Here is a 24,025-nt window from a genome sequence, read left to right as displayed (position 1 = left end):
AGGTTTTAATTAGATCGTATGAGTTTGAAATGGTCAAAATATAATTTCCTGCTTGATAATTGTCAGGCAGGAACTTTATTATATAATACGTATACCAACGGATTATTGAGTTTAGATAATTCGATATTTGCGGATTTAAAATTACTAAAAGATAAGGGAGATCAGGAGTGTTTTACATCTGAGGAAATTGATTTTTTTAAAGATAATTTCATACTTGTTGAAGATGATGAGTTTTTAGTAGAACAGATGCATCATAATAGTATGGAGCGCATTTTTGATGAGAAACATTTAGTGTTGACTATTGCTCCTACTCAAAATTGCAATTTCAGTTGTGAGTATTGTTATGAAAAGTGGCGCACGCCTGGGCGTATGAGTGATGGAACTGAGAACGCTATTATTAGCTACTTGGAGGAGAGGATTGGTGAAGGGCTAAGAACGCTGAATTTAACATGGTATGGAGGTGAGCCTTTGATGGAATCTAATCGTCTACGATCATTAGGTAATAAAATAATTGGCTTAGGATTAAATATCCTAGAACACGAGATTATTACCAATGGTTATTTGCTTGATAGAAAACGATTCGAATATTTAAATGAAATTGGAGTTGAAACAATTCAAGTAACTTTGGATGGTTTTAAAGAAGTCCATGATATAAGGCGTCCTTTATTAAATGGGAATGGCACATTCGATAAGATTATATCTAATTTGGACTGTCATTTTACAGGGAACTTAAAAGATTGTTTTACAATTGCGATTAGGGTAAATATAGATAAAACAAACCAAGATGTGTTTTGGGAAGTCTATAATTGGCTCAAGGAGAGGTATCAAACTGATAAAATAGTCATATATCCTGGGTGGATTCATTTAGATGAATCAAGTAGTTCTAAGTGTAATTGCTTTGATAGAGATGAAGCAACCGACTTCTGTCTGAAAGCCTATAAGGAAAGAGGTGTTCTGTTAGAGAAATTATACCCCGACGATATTAATATTGAATGTTTGGTTAGGAATCCCAATAACATGTTGATTGGATGGCAAGGAGAAATATATAAATGTTTTGAAGATTTGGGGGATGCTGATTTAATTGTTGGAAATCAATAGCGTCCTAAACGTTTTCTTTCAATGTTTGTAATGTGTTTATTTCAAACGGCCTCAGCCGGTGAGCCAAAAAGCAAGGTTGAATTGACGGTTAAAAATTGATTTCTGTTTGAGGCTTTTGGAGGTACGGAAAAAGGCGAGTTTAATCAATTTCAGTCAAACAGACGTAGTCTTTTTGAGTAAAGCGGGTGTAGCCTTGATGTTTTTTCCTTAGTTTTTGTCATTAAGAACAAAAAGTAAGTCGGGTTTGGGCGAAGCGCCAATTTAATTAGGACAATATTAGTTGGAAATATAAATGATAAACACATTTGGTCTAATCATCAATTAAATGCTCAATATTCTATGGGGATAGATCATTATCAGGATCCTGTTTGTCGTGATTGCTCATTCTTGCCTATATGCCGAGGTGGCTGTCCTAAACGAAGGTATGAAAACAAGTATGAAGGGAAACAGAATGATTGTTGTACTCCTTTTAAGGGCCGTATTGAAGACTATTTGGAGTTAATCGTTAAAAAGCAAGATTAAAACGTGATTGATACTTTTCCATTTAATTCACAACCCGATCTAATGGATTGCGGCCCCACCTGCCTGCAAATGATTGCTAAATACCATGGCCGTTATTACTCTTTGGAAACCCTTCGCCGGCATAGCCATATTACACGCGAAGGCGTTTCTATGCTCGGTATTAGCGATGCGGCCGAGGCTATTGGTTTTCGTAGCATGGGTGTTAAGGTCAGTTACGATAAGTTGCTTGCAGAACAGCCAGTGCCATTTGTTGCCCACTGGAATCAGGAGCATTTTGTTGTTGTTTATAAAATCGAGAAAGATAAGGTATGGGTGGCCGATCCGGCGCATGGCAAAGTAAGCTATACACGCAAGGAGTTTGAAAAAAGCTGGGCATCTACAATAAAAGACGATGTTCCCAATGGTGTTTGTTTATTGCTAGAGCCTACGCCTGAGTTTTATAACCGAGAGGAGGAGCCTCTGCAGAAAAGTGGTTTTTCTTTTTTATTTAAATATCTACGTCCGCATAAAAAGTTCATCATACAGTTGATACTTGGCTTGTTGGTAGGTAGTTTGCTACAGTTGGTTTTCCCATTTTTAACTCAGGCGGTGGTTGATATTGGTATCAACACCCAAAATATCAATTTTATCTACCTGGTACTAGTAGCTCAGTTGATGCTGTTCGTTAGTCGCATGAGTGTAGAGTTTATCCGTTCGTGGATAATGCTGCACATTAGTACCCGTATTAACATTTCGTTGATAAGTGATTTCTTGATTAAATTGATGCGCCTGCCCATCCGTTTTTTCGATACCAAAATGACGGGTGATATTATTCAGCGCATTGAAGACCATGCCCGCATCGAGAATTTTTTAACGGGGCAAACGCTTTCCGTCTTGTTTTCGATGGTCAACCTCTTGTTGTTTGGGGCAGTAATGGCTTACTACAGTGTTAAAATTTTTGTGGTGTTTTTGATTGGCAGTGCCTTGTATTTTACCTGGGTATATTTGTTTATGCGCAAGCGCCGCGATATTGACTACAAACGTTTTGCCCAAATGTCGTCGGAGCAAAGTAACCTGATACAGCTAATAACAGGTATGCAGGAGATAAAGCTCAATAACTGCGAGAAACAAAAGCGCTGGGAATGGGAACGTATACAGGCGCGTTTGTTTCGGGTGAATGTGCAAAGTTTGTCTTTGAGCCAGTACCAGCAGGTGGGTGGTTTGTTTTTTAACGAAACCAAGAATATCATTATCACCATAATGGCAGCCTTAGCCGTTGTGCAAGGACAAATGACCTTGGGTATGATGCTATCGGTACAATATATACTAGGGCAGCTGAATAGTCCCATCGACCAGATGATTAGCTTTGTGCACTCCGCGCAAGATGCTAAGATAAGCCTAGAGCGCTTAGGTGAAATACACAATAAAGAAGATGAAGAAAGCTTTGAGGCCGATCGCTTAACACAATTACCAACTAAAACTGACTTAAACATTAAGAATGTTAGCTTTCAGTACGAAGGACCGCATTCGCCTAAAGTATTAGATAATGTGTGTATACCAATACCAGCTCGCAAAATAACGGCCATTGTAGGTAGCAGCGGAAGTGGTAAAACAACTTTAATTAAAATACTTTTGGGGTTTTACGCCCCAATTGACGGGGATATTAAAGTAGGCGAAAGTAGTTTAAGCAACTTTAATCAAGGTTGGTGGCGTAGCAAGTGTGGTGTGGTAATGCAGGATGGTTTTATTTTTTCAGACACCATTGCCAAAAACATTGCGGTGGGTGATGAGTACATTGATCGTGAGCGTTTGTTGTATGCTGTTAAGGTGGCCAATATACAAGAGTACATTGATGGACTGCCCTTGGGTTATAATACTAAGATTGGACAGGAGGGTGTTGGCTTGAGCCAAGGCCAGAAACAACGCATATTAATTGCACGTGCTGTGTATAAAGATCCGGAATATATCTTTCTGGATGAAGCCACCAATGCTTTGGATGCTAACAATGAGAAAGTGATAATGGAAAATTTAGATCAGTTTTTCAGAGGTAGAACGGTTATTGTGGTGGCTCATCGCTTGAGTACGGTGCGTAATGCCGATAATATTATCGTTCTTGAAAAAGGCAAAGTAGTTGAAACAGGGACGCACCCTGAGTTGGTTGATCGATCGGGTTCTTATTTCAATTTGGTAAAGAATCAGTTGGAATTGGGAGGGTAGAGGATGTTTGATTTATGATGAGGTGAAGATAGAAGACGGAAGGCAGAGGACGGAAGTTTGCAGATAGAATTTTCCTGGCGCCTATAAGGGGGGTAAGTGCCATCTACTGATTTGTGAATAGGTTGTTTCCTGTTTCCTGTTTCGAGTTTAGTGTTTCATGTTTCCTGTTTCTGTTTTTCAGGTTTCAACTCGTCAATTCATCAGTTTTTCAATTTACCAAATCAATAGCGTCCTAAATGTTTTTATTAATAGATCGAAACGCCTTGTTACGAACCGGCCTCAGCCAGTGAGCCAAAAAACAGGGTTAACATGACGGTTAAGAATTGTTTTTCTGTTTAAGCATTTTGAGGAACGAAAAGTGTGAGTTTAAAACAATTTCAGTCATGAATCCTAGTTTTTTGAGTGAATTGGAGCAAAGCGGAAATCATGAACTCAGATAAAAACTGACACAATAGTGAACTAGACGGGTGCAGCCGGCGGACTTTTTGCTTACTTTTTTGTCTGTAGAATTGGAGCATAGCGGAAATCATAAGCAACAATTAAAAGCATAAGTTAGCGCACTAAAAAAGTAAGAGCCATCACGGCTTGAGTGAAGAATAATTAAGACAAAATTGTTACCAAATAAACAAATTATCAAATCGCCAAATAAACCAAGCTGCCAATCAACTTCTGCCATCTGCCTTCTAACTAATAAACTTTTAAAACTATGAAGCGTCTGAAAGTAACACAAAAAGAAACCGAACAGCTCAACCTACGTAGCGATGAGGTGAAGGAGATTATGGGGCATATTCCTACCCGTATTATACGCTATGGTATTAGTATTATCGCTTTTATTATTACTGGTATATTTATTTTTTCCTTTTTCTTTAAATACCCCGATGTGATTAATGGTGCCTTTTACGTTCAATCGGCCAATCCGCCGACTTTTATGCTTTCTGCGTCCAATGGTAAGGTGCAGGCTTTATTGGTGGCGGACAAAGACACCGTGCAAAACGGTCAATTATTGGCAATGGTTGAGAATTCCACGGATATAGATGCCTATTTACAAGTGAAGGGTATTGTTTTGAACAAAAAACTAAATAAAGATGGCAGCTTATTGTCTGCTGTATCGTTAAGTTGTGAAACTGATTCGATTTTTAATGTACTGCCAGTCATTAACCAACTGGGAGCTTTACAAACTGTTTATAGTAATTTATACAGGAGTTATAAAGACTACCTTAATTTCCGACAGCTGGATTATCATCAACGTAAGATTGATTTGCTCGAGAATAAACAAACAGAAACGTTCAAACAGATTAAGTTACAAAAGCAACAGTTACACTCTGCACAAAAGGCCTATGGCATTGCAGTAAAAGAGTTTTCGCGTGATTCTTTACTGTTTATGGATAACACCATTGCTGCGGCTGAGTTTCAAAAAGCACAGAAAAACCTGGTCAATCAAAAAATGAGTTTAACCAATACGGAGTTAAACCTATCTAATTCGCAAATGGCTTTGGCCGAACTGGAGTCGCAAATTATAGAGTTGCAGCTTAAGCAAACGCAAGAAAGCGATGCCTTAGATCTGGCCTTTGGGCAAGCTCTGGAAAAGTTAAAAGGAGAGTTGGCTGAATGGGAAAAACGCTATTGCCTTATTAGCCCTATTAAAGGGCGTGTGGCTTTGTCTGGTATATGGGAAGAAAACCAGAATATACGCTCAGGCCAACATGTAATGACGATAGTTCCTTTTGAGCGTTCGCAACTATTGGCAAAAGTGATTATACCTGTTAGCCGTGCCGGAAAGGTGAAAGTTCAACAAAGTGTTAATCTTAAATTCGCCGATTTTCCTTATCGTGAGTATGGAATGGTCAATGCCCTGTTAAATGCTATCTCTGAAGTGCCCGACTCGGCTTATATTGGCACCATTTATTTAAACGACTCATTAGTATCTAACTACGGCAAGCAATTGCCTTTTAAGCAAAATATGCAAGGAATGGCCGAAATAATTACCGATGACCTCACCTTGGCCGAACGAATGATTTATCCTTTAAGAGCTATTTTTGAGGAGCATGTGAATTAAGGGGCTGACTCCGAAAAAATAAAAGTGAGGTATCTTATACTTGCAATGCATTTTAATAAGCTGGCCAGTGATACGAATGTCCCGGATGCCGAAAAGGGAACGAGTAGGTAATTATTTTTATACATTAAAAAAATGAAAAATTTTGAAAAGTTACCTTTAACTCAATTAACAAAATTTAAAGGTGGGAAAAGGCATGTAAACAAATATGATCTTAATGGAGATGGTAAATGGGATACTAAAACTGTTTATAATGATCGAACAGGTAAATTTAAGCAAAAGATTAGGGTGAATTAAACAAAAATAGGACTGGGTACTTATTTTTCTTTGAATTTAAGTACCCATTTAAAAATGTAAATATGGCTAGAGTTACTTTTGTATTGTGTCTGATATTCAGTTTTATTCAGAATGCTTGTTCTGAGGGAATAAAAAAAACGCATGATGTATGTGATTTAAATATTGAGATTATAAATGGCTTATACTTTGTAAGTAATGTAGAAGTTGATGGTGAAATAATATCAGGCCGTTTTTTAGTAGATACCGGCTCGCCAACTGCTATAAAGAAAGGAGTACTTCGAAGCAAGAATGATTCAAATCAAAAGATAAAAAGTATCACAGATGGTTATGAATCAGTAAATGCCTACCGTACAAAGTTTGATATTAATATACAAAGTATCTCTTTTAAAAATATAAGTGTTTATGTGGTGGATAGTATAGATTTTGGAGTAGGTATTTTTTGCGATGTTGTTGGTGTAATAGGTCACAACCTGATGCGTAAAGCTATTTGGGTTTTTGATGGTCCTAATTTGCAAATTGTAAAAGATATAGATTTTCAAGAAATTAAAGAGGAAGGATTTGTTGAAGAAAAGCTTATAATGCAAGGCTGGAAGAAGTCTGTTCCTTATGTAATAGTGTCTTGTGGAACTCCTAGAGGGACGGCATTAATTGATACTGGAGATAATGGCTTTATGCAAGTTAGTCGTTTTACTGAAAAATATATTGAGCAGAAAGCAGAACGACGATGTAAAGGAAGAACTGTTCAGATGCTTTTAAGCGAGCAAGGAGCAACTAATAATAGTGAATATAAGGTAATTCAAGTAGGAAAGATTGGACTTGGTAGTTTTGATGTTAATAACCCTATTGTATACGTAGAGTCAGATGAAGAAGGGTGGAGTATAGGTGCAGAAGTTTTTGAGTATTTTACGATAATATTCGATTTCCCAGGGAAGAAAATGTACTTAAAGCAAAATGAAAAAGACTATAATTTACAGCGGTGGAATAAATTTGGCTTTTCTACTATTGTTGAAAATGGTCAAGTTTATATTCGAAATATTTGGATTGATTCTTATGCTGAAAAGTGTATGATACAGCCAGGTCAACGTCTTGAGTCAATTAATGGGTTTAATCTTAGTGATTTACCTTCTTTGACGTCGTGTGAGATAAATAATAGATTGTCAGTTGAGTTAGCAAGGAATGTAGTAGCTATACGGATTGAAGGGATTAATAACGAGATAATACTCGAAAAGGAGTTTTTATTTTCTAACTATTGATTTTTTTTTATTAAGCAGTATGGTAAGCTATTAACCCGAGTTCGACATAATATTTATTGCTCAGATCGCTTATAAATATTGAGTTAGAGAAAAGCTGTTTGCTAGGATAAATTATTCTATGCATTTGATCAAATGTCTTCCACTCCGAAAAAATCGGAGTATTATTTTTTATCCTCGCAATGACAATTAAATTTTTAATCATTAAACCCTTAAAAAGATGCAAGAAAGTTTATTCGAGTTTAACCTAACCGCCGAGCAGGAAACGCAGATTGAAGACGCCATTAATGTTTTGGAAACGGTATTAATGCCGCAAATGTATGTATTGGAAAAGAGTGAAAAAGCAGAATTGTTGCGTATGGGTGACAAATCGGTGGCTTTTGTTGATAAAAGCCTGGAGATAGCCAAACAAGATACTGCTTTGTTGGATGCCTTTGTGGATGTGCTGGCTTTGGAAAAGGATGTGAATGCCATTTCGCGCCTTAGGGCTTTAAGTTTTAAGATGGAGCGTATTGCTTCGGCCCTTGACGATTCAAAAGCATTGGCTGGTCACGAGGCTTATAATGCCTCACTAATGGTGTATAGCCTAATGAAAAATGCCGCCAAAATGGGGCATCCGGGAGCCAAAGAAAAGGTTGCCGAACTCAAGCAACGTTTCCCACGTACCCGCACTAAAAAAGCTTCTGAATAACAAATGTTATTTTTATAGGTCAATAGTTAATCCCGATGCTATTGGCCTTTCTTTTTTCTGGTTTCGATTCATTCTTCTAACTTTTTTACTCAATCGTCTATGAAATTCAGAAATGATTCTGGTTTTGTAGTAGAAGCTTCTCCGAAAATCACATAATCATCAATGAAAAAGTAAGGGGGTTCCGGGTTATTGGTAGAATGTTCTGGGTCAAAGCCAGAAAATTCTCACTCAAAGCCAGAGTGTTTTATCAAAAAGTCAGGTGATTTTGCAAATTTCATACATCAACGTGCTTAAGAGCCACGCCATTGCGTGTTTGAGTTAGAATAATTGGGTTTTAAGCATGAATCACCACATCCTCCTCCTTAGCATTTTTATACTTTATGCTGTTGTTGAGGTATTCCTTCAACTTGTCGAGGTTAGCATCCTGAATGCTGTCAATATCAAAGTCTTTATCTTTTAATTGAGTTAGTTCTTGCATGCCTACATCGGTAAACAGCTGCATCAGCTGAGGGTGTTTCTCCTCATTGAGATTCATAAAGGTACTGAGGCGGTCTATCTTCCAATAGCTGATGTCACTTTTTCCTAAGCCTGTAAGCTCTTTTAGTTTATCGCCTTCGGGTGTGCAGTTGTGGGTAATAAACAAGAAGGTTTTGATAATGAGCATATCGTTGATTGGCTCAATAACAAAGTAGCCAATGTTAATATCGTAAATTTTAACTGGCGTAAGTAAAGTGTTTTTATGCTGTATTATTTCAATGTTATCGCAGGTGTTTTTCCATAGAGAGAAGTTAATGCTTTGTTCGTCAATAATATCGAGACGCTCGCTCATGCGTTTAATGGCATGTGCTTGAATAAAAAGGTTTAGCTTTTGAGATTTGTAGTTTTTCTCAGAGTCATGAGACTGATAATAAACAGATATCCATTCGAATTGATTACCGGCTTGCATCTTTCCCATTTGGTAAATGGTTCGTATCTGGTCTTTTGTTTTAAGCTGTTTTTTACGAATAGGGATTGAATTCATTTTTGGTGTCAGCTCCAGGCTCTGATTATATTGGTTGACGTAGTTTTCTTCGACATCGGCTGTGTAGTAGGCTTTTGTAGGATTTGAATAGCGTATAATTGCACAGAATATATCTGAAGCATAACAGTTGTAAAATACATTAAGTGTTTCCTCCTGTTCGGAATACAACTTTTTGTTTTCTTTTTCTTCATTGGGGAACTGATTCACTAAATAAATAAGTTTAGCGTTGAAAAGGGCAAAGACATAAAGAAAATCAATGGTTCTGAATGAAACCCCCTCTGTAGTTCTGGTTTTACTGTTTAGTTCGTTGATAAGCCTTTTAAAGAGGTTTAACTTTGTTGGTGATATGTTTTTGTCGGGGTTGACCACCTGATGAAGCTTAGGTCTGGTGTGAAATAAGAGCTCTCTTTCTTCCTTGCAAAAGTCATTAACATTAAGTTGCATATTAGTTGCCGCCTCAAATACCTTTTTGAAGTACTCTTTTTTACTATGTTGCGGGGGAGGTGTTTTCTTTCTGCTTTTTGATTTAGCCATTAGTATCAGGTTTAGTTGGTTGCACGAAATTATAGATAAAGCTTTTGCTAAACAAATGTTTTAGGCATGGTATTCAGTGTACGGCTATCGTGGGCTTTCGTAGGTAAAATGGCATTTCAACAAAAAAAATAGCGAAAAGCTAAGAATTGTTCTATTTTTGTCCGATTAAATTTAGAATAGATAGTGTATGTGGAGACTAACTATCAATTCTAATACATTAGTTTATTGTAATGATGAGCAGGTCATTGAAAAGTGCTTATCAAAACTTAAATAGAAAATAATATGAAGTTACTAGAAGGAAAAACAGCCATTGTAACTGGTGCTGCACGAGGCATTGGTAAGTCTATCGCTATGCGTTTTGCGCAAGAAGGTTGTAATGTTGCATTTACTGACTTAGTAATTAACGAAGCAGCAGAAGAAACACAAAAGGAATTGGAAGCAATGGGCGTAAAAGCTAAAGGTTATGCTTCTGATGCCAGTAATTTTGAGGATACTCAAAAGGTAGTGGCTGAAATTGCTAAAGATTTTGACTCAATTGATATTTTAATTAACAATGCAGGTATTACTAAAGATACCTTGTTAATGCGTATGACCGAAGATCAGTGGGATGCGGTAATCAATGTTAACTTAAAATCGGTATTTAACTTTACCAAAGCTGTGCAGCCAACCATGTTGCGTCAGCGTTCTGGTTCAATCGTAAACATGAGCTCTGTAGTGGGTGTTAGCGGAAATGCTGGTCAGGCTAACTACGCAGCTTCTAAAGCTGGTATGATTGGTTTTACTAAGTCAGTTGCTAAAGAGTTAGGTTCACGTGGTATCCGTAGTAATGCTATTGCTCCAGGTTTCATTATCACAGAAATGACTGGTCAGTTACCTGATGATGTGAAGAAAGAATGGGAAGGTAAAATTCCATTGAAACGAGGTGGTACACCTGAGGATGTTGCTAATATCTGTGTTTTCCTTGGTTCAGATCTTTCGGCTTATGTAAGTGGCCAAACCATTCACGTTTGTGGTGGTATGAATATGTAATACATTAGCATTATATATTTCAGAAGGGTGGTTTTTTTAACCACCCTTTTTTATTTTTATCTTTAGAGTAAAGCCACCATATTGATTATATTTGCTTTTGTCTTGATTCTTATTAATCACTATTTGATACATTAAATAATGAAAAACTTCACTTACCTCGCGTCTACAAAAGTATTATTCGGCAAAAACAGAGTGGCCGAAATAGGAAAAGAAATTCTGCCCTATGGCAAAAAAGTACTATTAGCCTATGGTGGTGGTTCCATTAAAAAGAATGGTTTATACGCCAAGTTAATTGAGGTGCTAGGTGCCTCTGGCATTGAGGTAGTGGAGTTGTCAGGTATTCAGCCTAATCCGCGCATTGAAAGTGTGCGCGAAGGTATACGCTTGTGTCGCGAGAATGATGTGCAATTTATTTTAGGTGTAGGAGGAGGTAGTGTGATAGATTGTATCAAGGCCATTTCCATGGGAGTGCACTATCAGGGAGATGCCTGGGATTTCTTTATCCGCAAAGCTAAAATAGAAAAAGTGTTACCCATTGGGTCGGTATTAACCCTTGCTGCCACAGGAAGTGAGATGAACGGCAATACTGTTATTTCAAACGAATCAACACAAGAGAAAAGAGCTTCTGGACATGATTCCTTGCGTCCGCAGTTTTCGATTCTTGATCCAACTTACACCTTTACAGTTAACAAATGGCAAACAGCTGCTGGTGTGGTCGATGTAATGAGTCATATTTTTGAGCAGTATTTTACGCTCGATAAGGGTACTTTTGTGCAAGATGCCATGGCCGAAGGTATTTTAAAAACGTGTATTCATTATGGATCAATTTTATTAAATGAACCAGATAATTATGAAGCACGCGCTAACCTAATGTGGGCCTCTAGTTTGGCCTTAAATGGTTTAACTGGGACCGGTAAGTTAGCTGGCGATTGGTCAACTCACAATATTGAGCACGAGGTAAGTGCTATTTATGACTTAACCCATGGTGCTGGTTTGGCTATTTTATTTCCTGTTTGGATGAACTATGTACTGGACGAAAAAACTGCTCCTAAATTGGCACAATATAGCCGTAATGTTTGGGGCGTAAGTAATCCTGATGATATTGAGGCAGCCAAAGAGGGCATTGAAAAAACACGTTCGTTCTTCTCTAGTTTAAACATGCCAGCCACTTTAGCCGATGTGGATATTGACGGTAGTAAGGTTGATGCTATGGCAGAAGGGGCATGTAAATACGGCGCCATTGGAATGTTTAAAAAACTGGATATTGATGCCGTAAAAGAAATATTGATCAAGTCGTTATAGCAACCTGTATGATCCGTAACAGAACTACTTTTTTTTTATTATTACTGATGATGGTGGCGGCCTGCAAGCCATACGAGCTAATGCATTACGATGTGTTAAGGCCTGCTACAATTTCAATACCACCACACATTGCTTCTGTTGTGTTGGTTAATAATGCCTTTCCTTTTAATCCGGACGATGCACATATTGCGCACGTGGTAGGTGAGGAGGTACGATTAGATACAATTCGAATTGATTCTTTTTCAACAGTTGTTCTTGGGCACCTTAAGGCCGAATTGGACATGCGTCGATTTTTTGATACCGTATACATCGATACAACGCATTACAATCCAACAGCTAGTGGTAGGCCATATCGCTCATTAACCCCAACTCAGGTCGATAACATTTGTAAGCAATACAAGGCCGATGCAGTTTTGGCCTTGGCCGCAGCTGAGTACGGCACAAATGTTTTGGTAGAAGATATGGAGTTTGAATACTTTTCTACTATGGCTGTTAATGCAGTGATTTTTTGGCGCATGTACGATGGTTATTCATACGAACAAGTTTATAGCGATGTGCACCGCGATACACTATACTGGAGTGGTGCTGGTGAAGAGATTAATGCAAGTGTAGCTGGTTTTCCATCAATGAGCGAAGCAACCATTGAAACGGGGCAATACCTGGGGACAAGTTATGTCGATCAAATTGTGCCTTACTGGGAGGCGGTGGCGCGAAAAGTATATACCTCAGGTAGTGCACAGTTTGTAAATGCTGCCGAGTGGCTTAATAATGATAATAGGTTTGAGGCAGAAAAGTTATGGGGCTTCATTTTTGAGCATGGTAACTCTCGTGAAAAGGGGAGGGCTGCCAATAATATTGCTCTATCGATGGAGGCACGTGGTGAGCTTAAGCTTGCTATGGAGTGGGCTTATAAAAGTTACCAGGCTTTTGAGATGAAGAGTCAGATGGGCAGTTATGAAGAGCGTGAATCATCCAAAAAGTTGTATCTGGATATGGTACGTCGTTATCGCGATCAAAAAAAACTGAATGAGCAGTTAGGAGTAGAGTTATGAGGTTGATAATAGGATTATTGCTGTTGGTGCTTTCTGCATGCAGTGGCCAATCACAACAAGTTTCATCTGTAGAAAATACATATTCGCTGGATATTACCAAGCATGGTTCTTTATCAGCCATGTTTGTGAATGTGTCCAATAACAATGTTATTCTGGGGCACCAAGCCCAGCAGCGAATGACACCTGCTTCATTAACGAAGGTATTTACCACGGGGGCGGCAATCAATGTTTTGCACGATGATTATCGCTTTACGACTCAATTTTATTTGCAACAACATAATGACAAGCTCCACTTGTTGGTTGTTGGTGGCGGTGACCCTACTCTGGGTTCGGTTCGTTTCAATAGTACAGTACCTAATGCTATATTTCAACCTGTGCTTGCAGCTCTTAAGAAAAGTGGTGTAAAAGGGTTACAATCTATCACAGTTGATAATTCATATTATTCAGGAATAAAGCTGCCATCAAAGCGCCTGTGGGAAGACATGGCCAATTATTACGGGGCGGTGCCCAATGGTTTGAGCTATCGCGAAAATACATTTCACCTGAGCATGCAATCGCCCAAGGGTGTTGATCAGCCTGTTGAAATCATTTCTGTAGAACCATCTATTAATAAGCCAATTGTTTGTAAGGTTAGAACGGCAGCCAATAACAAAGATAGTGCCTACATATACGGGCATTCGGAAATGTCGCAATGGTATGTGAGTGGAAGTATTCCTCAGGATAGAGAACGCTTCAGTATTAAAGGGGCCTTGCCCAATCCAGAGTTAACTCTAGCCAATGAATTACAGGAGTTTCTGAATGCAAACGGAGTGAAAGTTGTTAGTGTTGAGTCTCAAAAAGGAGTTGCACAATCGAATAAGCTTCTATACAAGCATCAATCGCCATCATTGGCCGAAATCATATCAGTTATCAACAAAAAGAGCCATAACCTAATGGCCGACCACCTATTGTTTGAGTTGGGCAGGGGACAAGTGGGCAAAGCAGATTGGGATAGTGGTGCATTGAGTTTAAATAACTACTGGAATGGAATAATTCCTGATTTTACGGGTGAGTTCTTCGATGGGAGCGGACTTTCGCCTTTTAATGCCTTTAGCGCAAAGGATATGGTGATGGCTCTTAAGGCGATGGATAACTCAGAATATAGTCATGCGTTTAAACAATCCTTATCTATTGCTGGCACCGATGGAACATTGCGAAGTATTTTAAAAGAGGAGGCTTTTCAAGGAAAGGTGATTGGGAAGAGTGGTTCGATGAATGGCGTTTTGGCCTATTGTGGATACCTAACATGCAACAGCGGGCAAACACTTGCTTTTTGTATCATGGCCAATCGTTTTACCGAGCCTTTTAAAGAGCTTAGGCAAAATATGGAAAACTTGATGAAAGAGATAATTCTTCAGAATTAAACTTTTGATATTTTTGCGCTAAAAATTACCACATGACACATTTCTTAGTTGCTCTTCTGTATGTTTTTTTACCAGCCCTGGTGTTGTATCTGTGTCATCATTACAGTTTTCTAAATCGTATTGGTTCTGTGGTGCTTTCCTACGTTTTTGGTCTACTAATGGGCCTTTCAGGTTTGTTAACTCCAGATTTTTATGATTTGCAAGAGGTGTTGATGTCGGTAACTGTTCCTTTGGCAATACCACTTTTATTATTTTCATCCAATGTAAGAGCTTGGAAGAAATTGGCCGTTCAACCATTTTATTCCTTGTTATTTTCACTTGTCGCTGTTTTTATAGCTGTAGTAAGCGGGTTTGTTTTCTTTGATGGTCATCAGATAGAGGGCTTTAATAAAGTAGGAGGTTTGTTGGTTGGCATTTATAGCGGAGGAACACCTAATTTGGCCTCCTTAAAAATGATGTTGGATGTAGATGAAGAGATCTATCTGGCTGTTCATTCCTACGATATGGTTATTAGCGCGGTGTACTTGTTCTTTTTAATGAGTATTGGACAACGCTTATTTCAATTGGTCTTGCCCAAATTTAAACACTCTGGTACTGACATTGCCCATAGTGAAACAGAAGATGGTTTATGGCTCGCTCTAAAAGATAGAAGTTCTAGTAAGAGGCTCTTGCTAGTTTTAGGAATTGCTCTTTTGTTGGTGGCTGTGTCGGGAGGCATAATGCTTTTAGTACCAACCGGTGTACAAATGGTTGTATTTATTTTTCTGATTACAGCTTTAGGTATTTGGGGATCATCGGTTAAAAAGATACATACAGCAAAAGGAACTTTCGATTTGGGAATGTATCTGATATTAATTTTCAGTATTGTGGTATCCTCTAAAGTGGAATTAGGCAACTTAGCGGAGCTTAATCCATTGATATTTGCCTATATTACCTTTGTTGTATTTGTGAGTTTATCCTTGCATGTGCTCTTATCACGCTTAAAAAAGATCGATGCCGACACGGTGATTGTTACATCAGCTGCTCTTATTTGTAGTCCTCCTTTTGTGCCTGTTGTGGCAGGGGCTTTGCGAAATCGATCATTGATAGTGCCAGGACTTACCATTGGATTAATTGGCTATGCTCTGGGTAATTACCTGGGCTTTTTAATGTCGCTTGCTCTGGACATATTTTAGTTTTTGCCTCTTTATAACCTCTTTAAAAGAGGTAGTTGAGTGTGATGTAAAGTCCTGATCCGCCATCTTGCTCGTCGGCTGCAATTCCATAATCAGCCGATAGAACAAAGTTTTCATTCATGGCGGCTTTCAAACCCAAGCCATAACTAAAGTGTGGTTTATCTTTCACATCGTTAAAATATAGATGATACTCTTCTGTTGGGACTAATGATTTGTCAATCTCATATTCCTGGGTAATCATCCCCATATCAACAAAATAGTTGCTGCCCAAATAAAAATCTTGCTTAAACAGATTCGTACGCCACATTTTCCAACGCAATTCAACATTGCTTAATAAACTGCCGTTGCCAACTATACGGTTGCGATTGATTCCTCGTAATGATTTAGAGCCACCTAAACCCTGTGAAGTGGCCGATGTTAGGATGCTGGTAGCCATATGTGGTAACATGTAGAAAGGGATGTCGCCACTAATTTTATGCTGATAACCTATGCGGTAAGCTGCAATTAAATTCTTATTATCGGTTAGTGAAAAGTATTGCCTGTGGAACAGGTTTAAACGCGTGTAATTGCTACTCTGACTCGATAAAAACTTTGGCATGTGCGAAATAAATACTTCGGTCCACATGCCTTCACTTGGATTAGCCGTTATGTCGCGAGTGTCGTACGATAAGCCAATTTTTAAATAAGCGTGTTTGCCACCATTAGCCTCTTCTTGATGTAAAATGCCCCAATCAAGGTATTTGTCATACAAGCCGTCTATCTCAGGGAGTTTATCATCATCGTCTTTTTTCTTATTTAAACGATCGATGTCAACCGGGTCTATTTTGAAATCGAAATAAACAAGGCCGCCTAACCATTGCCATTCAGGATGATCGCTGTTAATAGTGCCTTTAAAGTTGGTCATGATACGAAACATCTCCCGGTGATGTCGGTAGAAGACTCGCGATTGGTAATCCTTAGAAGTATCATCTTCCCAATCTTTGTTAAATACAGCATCGCGACCGTTAAAACCATAAAAATCCATCGCTAAATCCCTAAAATATGTCACATCAGCTGTTGTTCTGATACCTTTAAAAATAACGGGAGAGTCATAGTACAGTCGCATAAGTGTAGAGCCGGCCGTGTACTCCGAATACTCCAGGTATAGGGAGTGATTATAATCCGGGTAATTAGAGCCATCGCCATACCAGTATAGGTTGGTAAGGCCTCCGTATTGGAAACCTAGGTCGGCATCATACGAAATAGCAGGTAACAAACCAAAGGTAAAACCCTCTTTGTGATAGCTAGTATCTTTTTGTGCGAAGGTCGAAGTTGCTATGGTTGCGACCAATAGCAAGGAGCTAAGTAGCTTTTTGAGCATATATTGTGTTTTTGGATGCCCTAATATACCACCATATATATTAAATGGAAAGCCCACCACTTTTCTGGTGGACTACTTAGCTGTTATTATGTAAGGTTTACGCGTTTGTTTCTTCAATAGATTTAAGATTTAAGTGTGATGGTCCTGCCTGTTTATGCTCGTAATACCTTTTCTAATAAAGTAGTAAATTTGGACTTTTAAAATTTATACGATGGATAATCTGAAGATTGCTCTTATTCAATTTGATATACAATGGGAGGATACCCCTGCAAACTTAAATTTTTTAACGAGGGAATTTGAGTATATGAAACCGGATGTTGATCTTGTGGTTCTGCCTGAGATGTTTCATTGTGGTTTTAGCATGACGCCAACCAATTGTGCTCAAAAAAACGGAGGCGTTGTACTGCCATGGATGCAGAAGATGTCAGCTGAATATAATTTTGCATTGATTGGAAGTGTTGTAGTTGCCGAGGGAGATCATTTTTATAATCGCTTGTATTATGTGAATGGCGATGAAGTGAAATGGTATAATAAACGGCATTTGTTTACCATGGGGGGTGAGGATGAATTTTATACGCGTGGAGATGAAAGAATAATTATAGAATTAAAGGGTTGGAAGTTATGTCCTTTAATTTGCTATGATTTGCGTTTCCCGGTTTGGAGTAGAAATACAAAGGAGGCGTATGATGTGTTGATGTATGTCGCGAATTGGCCAGCACCGCGTCGAGATGTATGGAATTGTTTGCTAAAAGCTAGAGCTCTTGAGAACCAATGTTATGTGATAGGCGTTAATCGTATAGGAACAGATGTGAGTAATTGTTACAAGGGAGATACTCAGTTAATTGATGCTAAGGGATGTGTTATGATCAATCTTAATGAAAAGGCTGATATTGCTTATGTTGATCTGGAAAAAGAAGCTTTAGAGGAGTTTCGAAATAAGTTTCCTGTATTATTAGATGGGGATGAATATTTGGTAAAAGTGTAAGTGTATCATATTTAGTGGTTTGATTGGGCTTGAAATCGGTGTGATTTTATTCTAACTTTAGTTTATGAATCAATTTGAAAAGATACTGCATAAAATCATAAGATTAACAATCTTGAAAGTGTTTTTTGATAAGTAATAGTAGGATGAATAACCACCTATAAAAATCTGGTTGTTGAATAACGATTTTTGGTGAAATTCGGTATTACAATTGGAACAAAAGAGGTATTTATATTTTTCTCACATAAGAAAGAATAAAACAGTTGAAATATGAAAACATTTAAAGTACAAGTGCCAAAAGATAAAGTGAAGTTTGTCCAAGAACTATTTGATAATTTAAGTATTGAGTGGGTACTTGATTCGGGTGAAGGAATCAAGGAAGAAGCACCTGAATTACCCAAAATATATGAGGTTGATGAAGATGCAAGGAAAAAGGCAGCTAAGGTGAGGGAAGAGAGTCTGAAAGACGTAATAAGTAGGATTGAGGCAATGAGGACGAAGAAAGCATAAAAAAAAATTGAACATTGTTGTTTGGTATAATTATTGCTTGATCTGTATGTGTCGATTAGTTGCAATATGGTCATATTATAGCTAAGGCATATCCGATAAATTTATTAACCAAATCAATTATAGTATGAAAGCCTTGATAAAAGCCTGCACAATAGCCTTTGCATTGATAATTGGTATTAGTGTTTCTGCACAAGTCAAACTGCCAGATATTAACATTTACGAAGTTGTTGATAAATCACCTCGATTGAAAGGTTCTGGTAATGATTTGGGTGAATATATCCGAAAGCAAATCGATTATAATGATTCGTATAAGCTTAAAGGTGTTGAAGGAGATGTGTGGGTGAGTTTTGTTGTTTCTTCTCATGGAGAAGTTAAGCAGGTTGAGGTAGAGAAAGGTGTTGATAGTCAGCTTGACAAGGAAGTGGTTGAAGCTATTTTGGCAACTAAAAAATGGAAGCCAGGTGAGCTTAATAAGCAAAAAGTTAATACGCAAATGCAATTGGCTGTTCGATTTACACTCACTAATTATGAGCGTCAAATAGCCTTGCAAATTAAAGCTTTAGATGAAGCAGGTAAACGCCCCTTGTTTGTCCTAAACAATGAAATGATTGATGGTATAATGATGATTGAAGACTATAATGTTGAGTCGGTTCGTATTCTCAAAGGCGATAAGGCAATTCGTCTTTATGGTGAAAGAGCTGAAAATGGCGTTGTTGTGATAACTTCAAAAAATGGCACCCCTCCTCTGTATTAAATGCCTTTATAGTTATACGGTTATGAAATTTGACAATAACTAAATAATATTTTCCCATGTGTTTTTTTCGTATTAACGAGAAAAACACGTTTCTTTGTGCTCTCCTTCAAGAAATGGTTTAGCTAGCCAATCCATGTTAAATAATTGTTTAAGACTATAGATCAATAGTATTGTAGAAACAATTTTTATTACATGGTTAGTTTATATCAAAAAATCTAAATGATGTTTATTTATCCTTTTTGCAATTAGCTTAAAGGTTTAGTGGGATTAATTGTGGATACTTTCAATTTGAAAGTAATTTAGCGATTGGTTGTTTTGAAAATAGTTTTAATAGCTGATTTTTAGTTGCTAAAACAAGTGATAGCTTACAATCTAAAAGTTGTTGCTTTGAAAGATTAAAAAGTGATGGTTATTTCTGTTTTTAAACATCTTAAATAAATGATAAAAGACATGTATTAACTGTGAATTTCACTGTAAATTTGCAGCAATTTGATAATTATAACTTTTAAAGACGAAATGGAATTTATTGAACAACTTAAGCAGAAGGCAAGTGAGAGCAAAAAGCGAATTGTTTTGCCTGAAGGTTTAGAAGAACGCACGCTTCGTGCAGCTAATACTATTTTAGCTGAAGGTTTTGCAGATGTCATTCTTATTGGAAACCCTGAGAAGATAAGTGAACTAGCCGTTAGTTACAGTCTTGATAGCATTAGCAAAGCAACAGTTGTTGATCCGGATAACCATGATAAAATGGATGCTTACGCAGATATGATGGTTGAAATTAGAAAGAAAAAGGGCTTGACAAAAGAGGAAGCGCTTAAGCTGATCAAGAATCCATTGTATTTGTCTGTTATGATGATTAAAGCAGGTGATGCTGATGGTGAAGTAGCAGGAGCCGATAATGCAACTGGTGATGTACTTCGTCCAGCTTTTCAGTATGTTAAAACAGCTCCTGGCATTAGTGTTGTTTCTGGTGCTTTTATCATGATTTTAAAAGATAAAGAGTTTGGTGAAGATGGTATGATGGTATTTGCAGATTGTGCTGTTCATCCAAACCCTACTGCTGAAGAATTAGCAGAAATAGCTGTAGCCACAGGGCGCACAACCAAAGCGATTGCAGGCATTGAGCCAAAGATTGCCATGTTAAGCTTTTCAACAAAAGGTTCTGCTAAGCATGAAATGGTTGATAAGGTAGCTACTGCAACTAAATTAGCTCAGGAAATGGCGCCAGATTTGAAAATAGAAGGTGAATTGCAATCTGATGCTGCTATTATACCAGAAATCGGACAAAAGAAAGCACCGGGTTCTGATATTGCCGGACAAGCTAATGTTTTAGTATTTCCAACTTTAGAAACAGGTAATATTGCTTATAAATTGGTTCAGCGCATGGCGCATGCCGAAGCAATTGGTCCGGTACTTCAAGGTATGGCTGCTCCAATAAATGATTTGTCACGAGGCTGTTCAGTAAGTGATATTGTAAATTTAGTTGCTATTACAGCCAATCAGGCTGCGGGCAATATGTAATAAATGGAGGCGGGGCGACCCGCTTTTAGTTATTATTTTGATGTATAGATAAAAACCATAAGGAATATAAAAATAACTATAAATGGCTGAAATTCTTGTAGAACCTATTGAACAGTACGCTTTAGGTCAAAAGAAAAAAGGGAAAACTTTGTTTTCAAAAGTTGGTGTTGTAGGATGTGGAAAAGAAGGGCAAAGTATTGCTCGCATCGCCAGCTGGCATGGAATTGAAGTAGTATTTGTTGAGTTGAATGAGGAGAAAATTTCTCAGGCACTTGAGAATATTGGTAAAGAATTAGATAGCAGAATCGAAAACTGGGGATTAACCAGTAGCGAAAAGAGAGCTATCATGAGTCGCATTAAAGGAACGACTGATTATAATGATTTAGCTGATTGCGATTTTGTGATTGAAGCAATCAGAGCTGATGATCAAACTGGCGTTCGTAGTATTGATGCGCGTAAAGATGTATTCCGAAAAGTAGAGGCAGTTGTGAGTAGAGATACTATTATTGCAACTAATGCCACTACAATTGTTATTACGGAATTAGCTTCTGAATTGGAATTCCGTGAGCGTTGTGCAAGTGTGCACTTCTTTGTTACTTCACCAGAGGCTCGTATTATTGAAGTAGTAAAAGGTTTATACACATCCGATGAGGTTTATGAGCGTGTTTGCACGTTTGTAAAATTAATCAATCGCGATGTGATTCCTGTTGAAGAATCTGCAGGTATTGTTAGTGTTCGTTTATATGTTACTCTTTTGAATGAGGCTTGTGCCACATTGATGGAAGGCGTTGCGACCATGCCGAACATTGATAAAACCATGGAAATTGGTTTAGGTATGCGCGTAGGTCCTTTTAAAGCTGCCGATATCATTGGATTAGACAAAGTTGTTCGTTGGATGGAAAATCTACACGAAGAATTCGGTAATCAAAAATTTGCACCGTCTCCATTAATTCGTCGTTTGGTACGTGCTAAACGTTTAGGATCACATGTAGGTGTTGGTTTCTATCGTTACGATCAGGAAGGTAATATTCTTGAAGATGAAACGATTTTAGGTAAAAAAGCCTAAGGGAGAAAAGTAAGTAGCATTAACGAATTAGATGGTTCAACGCCATTAAAAAGAGATTTAAAATGAAAATTTTAGTATTGAACTGCGGAAGTTCATCCATAAAATATCAATTGTTCGACATGGTCACTGAAGAGTGGGGTGTGTTGGCTGCTGGGGTTGTTGAAAAAATAGGTTTGAAAGGATCATTTTTGAAACACCAGAAAGAAGGTAATGAAAAAGTATTATTGGAAGGTGAAATTTTAGATCACCAAACTGGTATTGACTATATCTTAGGCGTTTTGGTAAGCGAACGCCATGGATGTATTGCCTCTTTAGAGGAAATTGACGCTGTAGGGCACCGTGTTGTACATGGAGGTGAGGAGTTTAACTCTAGTGTATTTATAACAAACGATGTGGTTCGTAAAATGGAGGAGTGTATTGATTTAGCACCTCTTCATAATCCTCCAAACCTTAAAGGTATTGAGGCTATTACGCAGTTGTTGCCGAGTGTACCTCAGTGTGGTGTATTCGATACTGCATTCCACCAAACAATGCCAAAGGAAGCATATATGTATGCTATCCCGCAATCATTATATAAGAAGTATGGTATTCGTCGTTATGGATTCCATGGTACTAGCCACCGTTATGTATCTAAGCGTGCTTGTGAAATTTTAGGTATTGATTATTCAACTCAAAAAATTATTTCGTGTCACTTGGGTAATGGTGCTTCAATCTGTGCCATTAAAAATGGTAAATCTGTTGATACTTCTATGGGCTTTACGCCGTTGGAAGGTTTGGTAATGGGTACGCGTGCGGGTGACTTAGATTTGGGTGCCGTTACTTATATCATGGATAAAGAATTGATTGGAACACGTTCTGCAAGTGTTTTATTTAACAAGCACAGTGGTATGTTAGGTTTAACAGGTATTTCATCAGATATGCGTGAGATTGAGAGCGCAGCTGCTGAAGGTCATGATGGAGCTCAGTTAGGTCTTCAGATTTACGATTACCGTATTAAGAAATACATTGGTTCATATGCAGCTGCAATGGGCGGAGTTGATGTTGTGATTTTTACTGGAGGTATTGGTGAAAATGGCGATAGCACACGTGCAGGAGTTTGTGAAGGACTCGAGTTTATTGGTATTGAGGTTGATCCAAAAATCAATAAAGGATTACGTGGAGACGAAATGGTGATCAGCCCGGAAGGTAACAAAACCAAAGTAATGGTTGTACCAACGAACGAAGAACTTGTAATTGCATTGGATACCAAAGAGATTGTTGAAGAATTGGCAAACCGTTAATAGGCACACTAAATCTTTAGATTCAATATAAAATGTTTAAATCCTTATCAGATCTTCAAACGCTTATTCAAAAGAATAAGGTTAAGAAGAAGTTAGCGCTTGCTGTATCGCAAGACGCTCATTCTTTAGAAGCAGTTCATTCTGCTTTTAAAGCTGGCATTATCGATCCTATCTTAATTGGTTCTCGCCCTGATACCGAAAGTATCATTGCTGAGAAAGGTTTTGATTTCGATGGTGCTACCTTTATTCACGAACCCAATGATACAAAATCGGTAGAATTGGCTGTGCGCATGGTGCACGATCATAAAGCTGATATATTAATGAAAGGGAAAGTGGCTACGCCTGTTTTATTAAAAGGTGTGTTGAATAAAGAATGGGGCTTACGTACAGGAAATTTATTATCACACTTTGCTTTGTTTGAGGTTGATACCTACCATAAGCTTATTGCAGTAACCGATGTGGCAATGAATATTGCACCAAATCTTCAAGATAAGATTGGTATTATTAATAATTCGGTTGGTTACATGAATAAAATGGGTATTGCAAAGCCTAAGGTTGCTGTTCTTGGTGCCATTGAAATGGTGAATGAAAGTATGCAAGCTACGCTTGATGCTGCTTTGCTATCGAAAATGAATCAGCGAGATCAGATTAAAAACTGTATTATTGATGGACCTTTAGCTTTTGATAACGCCGTTAGCTTTGAAAGTGCAAAGCATAAGGGTATTAAAAGTGAAGTAGCTGGTGATACAGATTTGTTGTTAATGCCAGATATTGAAGTGGGTAACGTGCTTTATAAAACCTTAGTGTTTTTTGCTAAAGCTAAAGTTGCTTCTTTAATATTAGGAGCATCTGCCCCTATTGTATTAACGTCAAGAAGTGATTCAGAAGAATCGAAGTTTAATAGTATTTTATTAGCCGCAATGGGTTAA

General features: G+C 37.9%; 21 protein-coding genes and 1 pseudogene. 20 read left to right on the top strand and 2 right to left on the bottom strand.

Annotation, left to right across the window (positions count from 1 at the left end; genetic code table 11):
- The first annotated feature begins 18 nt into the window (after positions 1 to 18).
- The 7 genes from FNN09_RS16520 to FNN09_RS16495 all read left to right on the top strand — a co-directional run bounded on the left by FNN09_RS16520 (position 19) and on the right by FNN09_RS16495 (position 8,107).
- On the top strand, positions 19 to 1,098 hold the full coding sequence (locus FNN09_RS16520) for a radical SAM protein (protein WP_143303574.1): 1,080 nt from the start codon (positions 19 to 21) through the stop codon (positions 1,096 to 1,098).
- A 264-nt stretch (positions 1,099 to 1,362) separates the two neighbouring features.
- Positions 1,363 to 1,620, top strand: a complete 258-nt coding sequence (locus tag FNN09_RS16515) for an SPASM domain-containing protein (RefSeq protein ID WP_143303573.1) — start codon at positions 1,363 to 1,365, stop codon at positions 1,618 to 1,620.
- A 3-nt stretch (positions 1,621 to 1,623) separates the two neighbouring features.
- Entirely contained in the window at positions 1,624 to 3,816 is a 2,193-nt protein-coding gene (locus FNN09_RS16510; RefSeq protein WP_221932522.1) for a peptidase domain-containing ABC transporter, read from the top strand.
- 706 nt (positions 3,817 to 4,522) lie between these two features.
- Positions 4,523 to 5,872 carry an HlyD family efflux transporter periplasmic adaptor subunit gene (locus FNN09_RS16505; RefSeq protein WP_143303571.1) on the top strand — a complete coding sequence of 450 codons (1,350 nt, stop codon included), beginning with the start codon at positions 4,523 to 4,525 and terminating at the stop codon, positions 5,870 to 5,872.
- Between the two features lie 132 nt (positions 5,873 to 6,004).
- Entirely contained in the window at positions 6,005 to 6,166 is a 162-nt protein-coding gene (locus FNN09_RS21185; RefSeq protein ID WP_185969043.1) for a hypothetical protein, read from the top strand.
- 62 nt (positions 6,167 to 6,228) lie between these two features.
- On the top strand, positions 6,229 to 7,419 hold the full coding sequence (locus FNN09_RS16500) for a hypothetical protein (RefSeq protein ID WP_143303569.1): 1,191 nt from the start codon (positions 6,229 to 6,231) through the stop codon (positions 7,417 to 7,419).
- A 217-nt stretch (positions 7,420 to 7,636) separates the two neighbouring features.
- Complete coding sequence (locus FNN09_RS16495) at positions 7,637 to 8,107, top strand: hypothetical protein (protein ID WP_143303567.1); 471 nt, start codon at positions 7,637 to 7,639, stop codon at positions 8,105 to 8,107.
- A 334-nt stretch (positions 8,108 to 8,441) separates the two neighbouring features.
- Here FNN09_RS16495 and FNN09_RS16490 read toward each other — a convergent pair whose 3' ends face one another.
- Positions 8,442 to 9,662 carry a hypothetical protein gene (locus FNN09_RS16490; protein WP_143303565.1) on the bottom strand — a complete coding sequence of 407 codons (1,221 nt, stop codon included), beginning with the start codon at positions 9,660 to 9,662 and terminating at the stop codon, positions 8,442 to 8,444.
- 282 nt (positions 9,663 to 9,944) lie between these two features.
- Here FNN09_RS16490 and fabG point away from each other — a divergent pair, with 282 nt between their 5' ends.
- The 5 genes from fabG (at position 9,945) to FNN09_RS16465 (ending at position 15,623) form a co-directional block, all read left to right on the top strand.
- Entirely contained in the window at positions 9,945 to 10,691 is a 747-nt protein-coding gene (gene fabG, locus FNN09_RS16485) for a 3-oxoacyl-[acyl-carrier-protein] reductase (protein ID WP_143303563.1), read from the top strand.
- Positions 10,692 to 10,829: 138 nt separating this feature from the next.
- Complete coding sequence (locus FNN09_RS16480; RefSeq protein WP_143303561.1) at positions 10,830 to 11,993, top strand: iron-containing alcohol dehydrogenase; 1,164 nt, start codon at positions 10,830 to 10,832, stop codon at positions 11,991 to 11,993.
- 8 nt (positions 11,994 to 12,001) lie between these two features.
- A complete protein-coding gene (locus FNN09_RS16475; protein WP_143303559.1) occupies positions 12,002 to 13,045 on the top strand; it encodes a DUF6340 family protein in 1,044 nt (347 codons plus the stop codon).
- Positions 13,042 to 14,448: a D-alanyl-D-alanine carboxypeptidase/D-alanyl-D-alanine-endopeptidase gene (gene dacB / locus FNN09_RS16470; RefSeq protein WP_143303557.1), complete on the top strand. Its 1,407-nt coding sequence runs from the start codon at positions 13,042 to 13,044 to the stop codon at positions 14,446 to 14,448. Before FNN09_RS16475 ends, dacB begins: the two co-directional genes overlap by 4 nt.
- Before the next feature lie 32 nt (positions 14,449 to 14,480).
- On the top strand, positions 14,481 to 15,623 hold the full coding sequence (locus FNN09_RS16465; protein WP_143303555.1) for a DUF819 family protein: 1,143 nt from the start codon (positions 14,481 to 14,483) through the stop codon (positions 15,621 to 15,623).
- A 22-nt stretch (positions 15,624 to 15,645) separates the two neighbouring features.
- On the opposite strand, the gene FNN09_RS16460 is transcribed toward FNN09_RS16465, so the two are convergent.
- On the bottom strand, positions 15,646 to 16,983 hold the full coding sequence (locus tag FNN09_RS16460) for a BamA/TamA family outer membrane protein (protein WP_143303553.1): 1,338 nt from the start codon (positions 16,981 to 16,983) through the stop codon (positions 15,646 to 15,648).
- Between the two features lie 211 nt (positions 16,984 to 17,194).
- On the opposite strand from FNN09_RS16460, the gene FNN09_RS16455 reads away from it, so the two are divergent.
- From FNN09_RS16455 to FNN09_RS16425, 8 genes and pseudogenes are all read left to right on the top strand, one after another.
- Positions 17,195 to 17,968, top strand: coding sequence for a nitrilase-related carbon-nitrogen hydrolase (locus FNN09_RS16455; protein ID WP_143303551.1), 774 nt, complete (start codon positions 17,195 to 17,197; stop codon positions 17,966 to 17,968).
- A 267-nt stretch (positions 17,969 to 18,235) separates the two neighbouring features.
- Entirely contained in the window at positions 18,236 to 18,475 is a 240-nt protein-coding gene (locus FNN09_RS16450; RefSeq protein WP_143303549.1) for a hypothetical protein, read from the top strand.
- Between the two features lie 124 nt (positions 18,476 to 18,599).
- The gene (locus FNN09_RS16445; protein ID WP_143303547.1) at positions 18,600 to 19,229 is read left to right on the top strand and encodes a TonB family protein; all 630 of its coding nucleotides are present in this window, start codon (positions 18,600 to 18,602) and stop codon (positions 19,227 to 19,229) included.
- Between the two features lie 516 nt (positions 19,230 to 19,745).
- A complete protein-coding gene (gene pta, locus FNN09_RS16440; protein WP_143303591.1) occupies positions 19,746 to 20,750 on the top strand; it encodes a phosphate acetyltransferase in 1,005 nt (334 codons plus the stop codon).
- Between the two features lie 82 nt (positions 20,751 to 20,832).
- Positions 20,833 to 21,453, top strand: a pseudogene (locus tag FNN09_RS21625) (3-hydroxyacyl-CoA dehydrogenase family protein); the annotation flags it as partial.
- Positions 21,448 to 21,816, top strand: a complete 369-nt coding sequence (locus FNN09_RS21620; protein WP_370511666.1) for a 3-hydroxyacyl-CoA dehydrogenase family protein — start codon at positions 21,448 to 21,450, stop codon at positions 21,814 to 21,816. The pseudogene FNN09_RS21625 and the gene FNN09_RS21620, both read left to right, overlap by 6 nt.
- Before the next feature lie 62 nt (positions 21,817 to 21,878).
- Positions 21,879 to 23,096 (top strand): acetate kinase, encoded by a 1,218-nt coding sequence (locus tag FNN09_RS16430; RefSeq protein ID WP_143303543.1) that lies wholly within the window; start codon positions 21,879 to 21,881, stop codon positions 23,094 to 23,096.
- Positions 23,097 to 23,128: 32 nt separating this feature from the next.
- Complete coding sequence (locus FNN09_RS16425; protein WP_143303541.1) at positions 23,129 to 24,025, top strand: bifunctional enoyl-CoA hydratase/phosphate acetyltransferase; 897 nt, start codon at positions 23,129 to 23,131, stop codon at positions 24,023 to 24,025.

It is taken from the genome of Carboxylicivirga sp. M1479 (assembly GCF_007097485.1).
Lineage (GTDB): Bacteria > Bacteroidota > Bacteroidia > Bacteroidales > Marinilabiliaceae > Carboxylicivirga.
The sequence above is the reverse complement of the archived record's forward strand: the minus strand, read 5'-3'. Positions and strand labels throughout refer to the sequence as shown.

Bases quoted from the DNA above. Each gene is read 5' to 3' on its own strand.
- FNN09_RS16520 (WP_143303574.1), top strand. From the start codon at position 19: ATGAGTTTGAAATGGTCAAAATATAATTTCCTGCTTGATAATTGTCAG.
- FNN09_RS16505 (WP_143303571.1), top strand. From the start codon at position 4,523: ATGAAGCGTCTGAAAGTAACACAAAAAGAAACCGAACAGCTCAACCTA.
- FNN09_RS21185 (WP_185969043.1), top strand. From the start codon at position 6,005: ATGAAAAATTTTGAAAAGTTACCTTTAACTCAATTAACAAAATTTAAA.
- FNN09_RS16500 (WP_143303569.1), top strand. From the start codon at position 6,229: ATGGCTAGAGTTACTTTTGTATTGTGTCTGATATTCAGTTTTATTCAG.
- FNN09_RS16495 (WP_143303567.1), top strand. From the start codon at position 7,637: ATGCAAGAAAGTTTATTCGAGTTTAACCTAACCGCCGAGCAGGAAACG.
- FNN09_RS16490 (WP_143303565.1), bottom strand. From the start codon at position 9,662: ATGGCTAAATCAAAAAGCAGAAAGAAAACACCTCCCCCGCAACATAGT.
- fabG (WP_143303563.1), top strand. From the start codon at position 9,945: ATGAAGTTACTAGAAGGAAAAACAGCCATTGTAACTGGTGCTGCACGA.
- FNN09_RS16480 (WP_143303561.1), top strand. From the start codon at position 10,830: ATGAAAAACTTCACTTACCTCGCGTCTACAAAAGTATTATTCGGCAAA.
- FNN09_RS16475 (WP_143303559.1), top strand. From the start codon at position 12,002: ATGATCCGTAACAGAACTACTTTTTTTTTATTATTACTGATGATGGTG.
- dacB (WP_143303557.1), top strand. From the start codon at position 13,042: ATGAGGTTGATAATAGGATTATTGCTGTTGGTGCTTTCTGCATGCAGT.
- FNN09_RS16465 (WP_143303555.1), top strand. From the start codon at position 14,481: ATGACACATTTCTTAGTTGCTCTTCTGTATGTTTTTTTACCAGCCCTG.
- FNN09_RS16460 (WP_143303553.1), bottom strand. From the start codon at position 16,983: ATGCTCAAAAAGCTACTTAGCTCCTTGCTATTGGTCGCAACCATAGCA.
- FNN09_RS16455 (WP_143303551.1), top strand. From the start codon at position 17,195: ATGGATAATCTGAAGATTGCTCTTATTCAATTTGATATACAATGGGAG.
- FNN09_RS16450 (WP_143303549.1), top strand. From the start codon at position 18,236: ATGAAAACATTTAAAGTACAAGTGCCAAAAGATAAAGTGAAGTTTGTC.
- FNN09_RS16445 (WP_143303547.1), top strand. From the start codon at position 18,600: ATGAAAGCCTTGATAAAAGCCTGCACAATAGCCTTTGCATTGATAATT.
- pta (WP_143303591.1), top strand. From the start codon at position 19,746: ATGGAATTTATTGAACAACTTAAGCAGAAGGCAAGTGAGAGCAAAAAG.
- FNN09_RS16430 (WP_143303543.1), top strand. From the start codon at position 21,879: ATGAAAATTTTAGTATTGAACTGCGGAAGTTCATCCATAAAATATCAA.
- FNN09_RS16425 (WP_143303541.1), top strand. From the start codon at position 23,129: ATGTTTAAATCCTTATCAGATCTTCAAACGCTTATTCAAAAGAATAAG.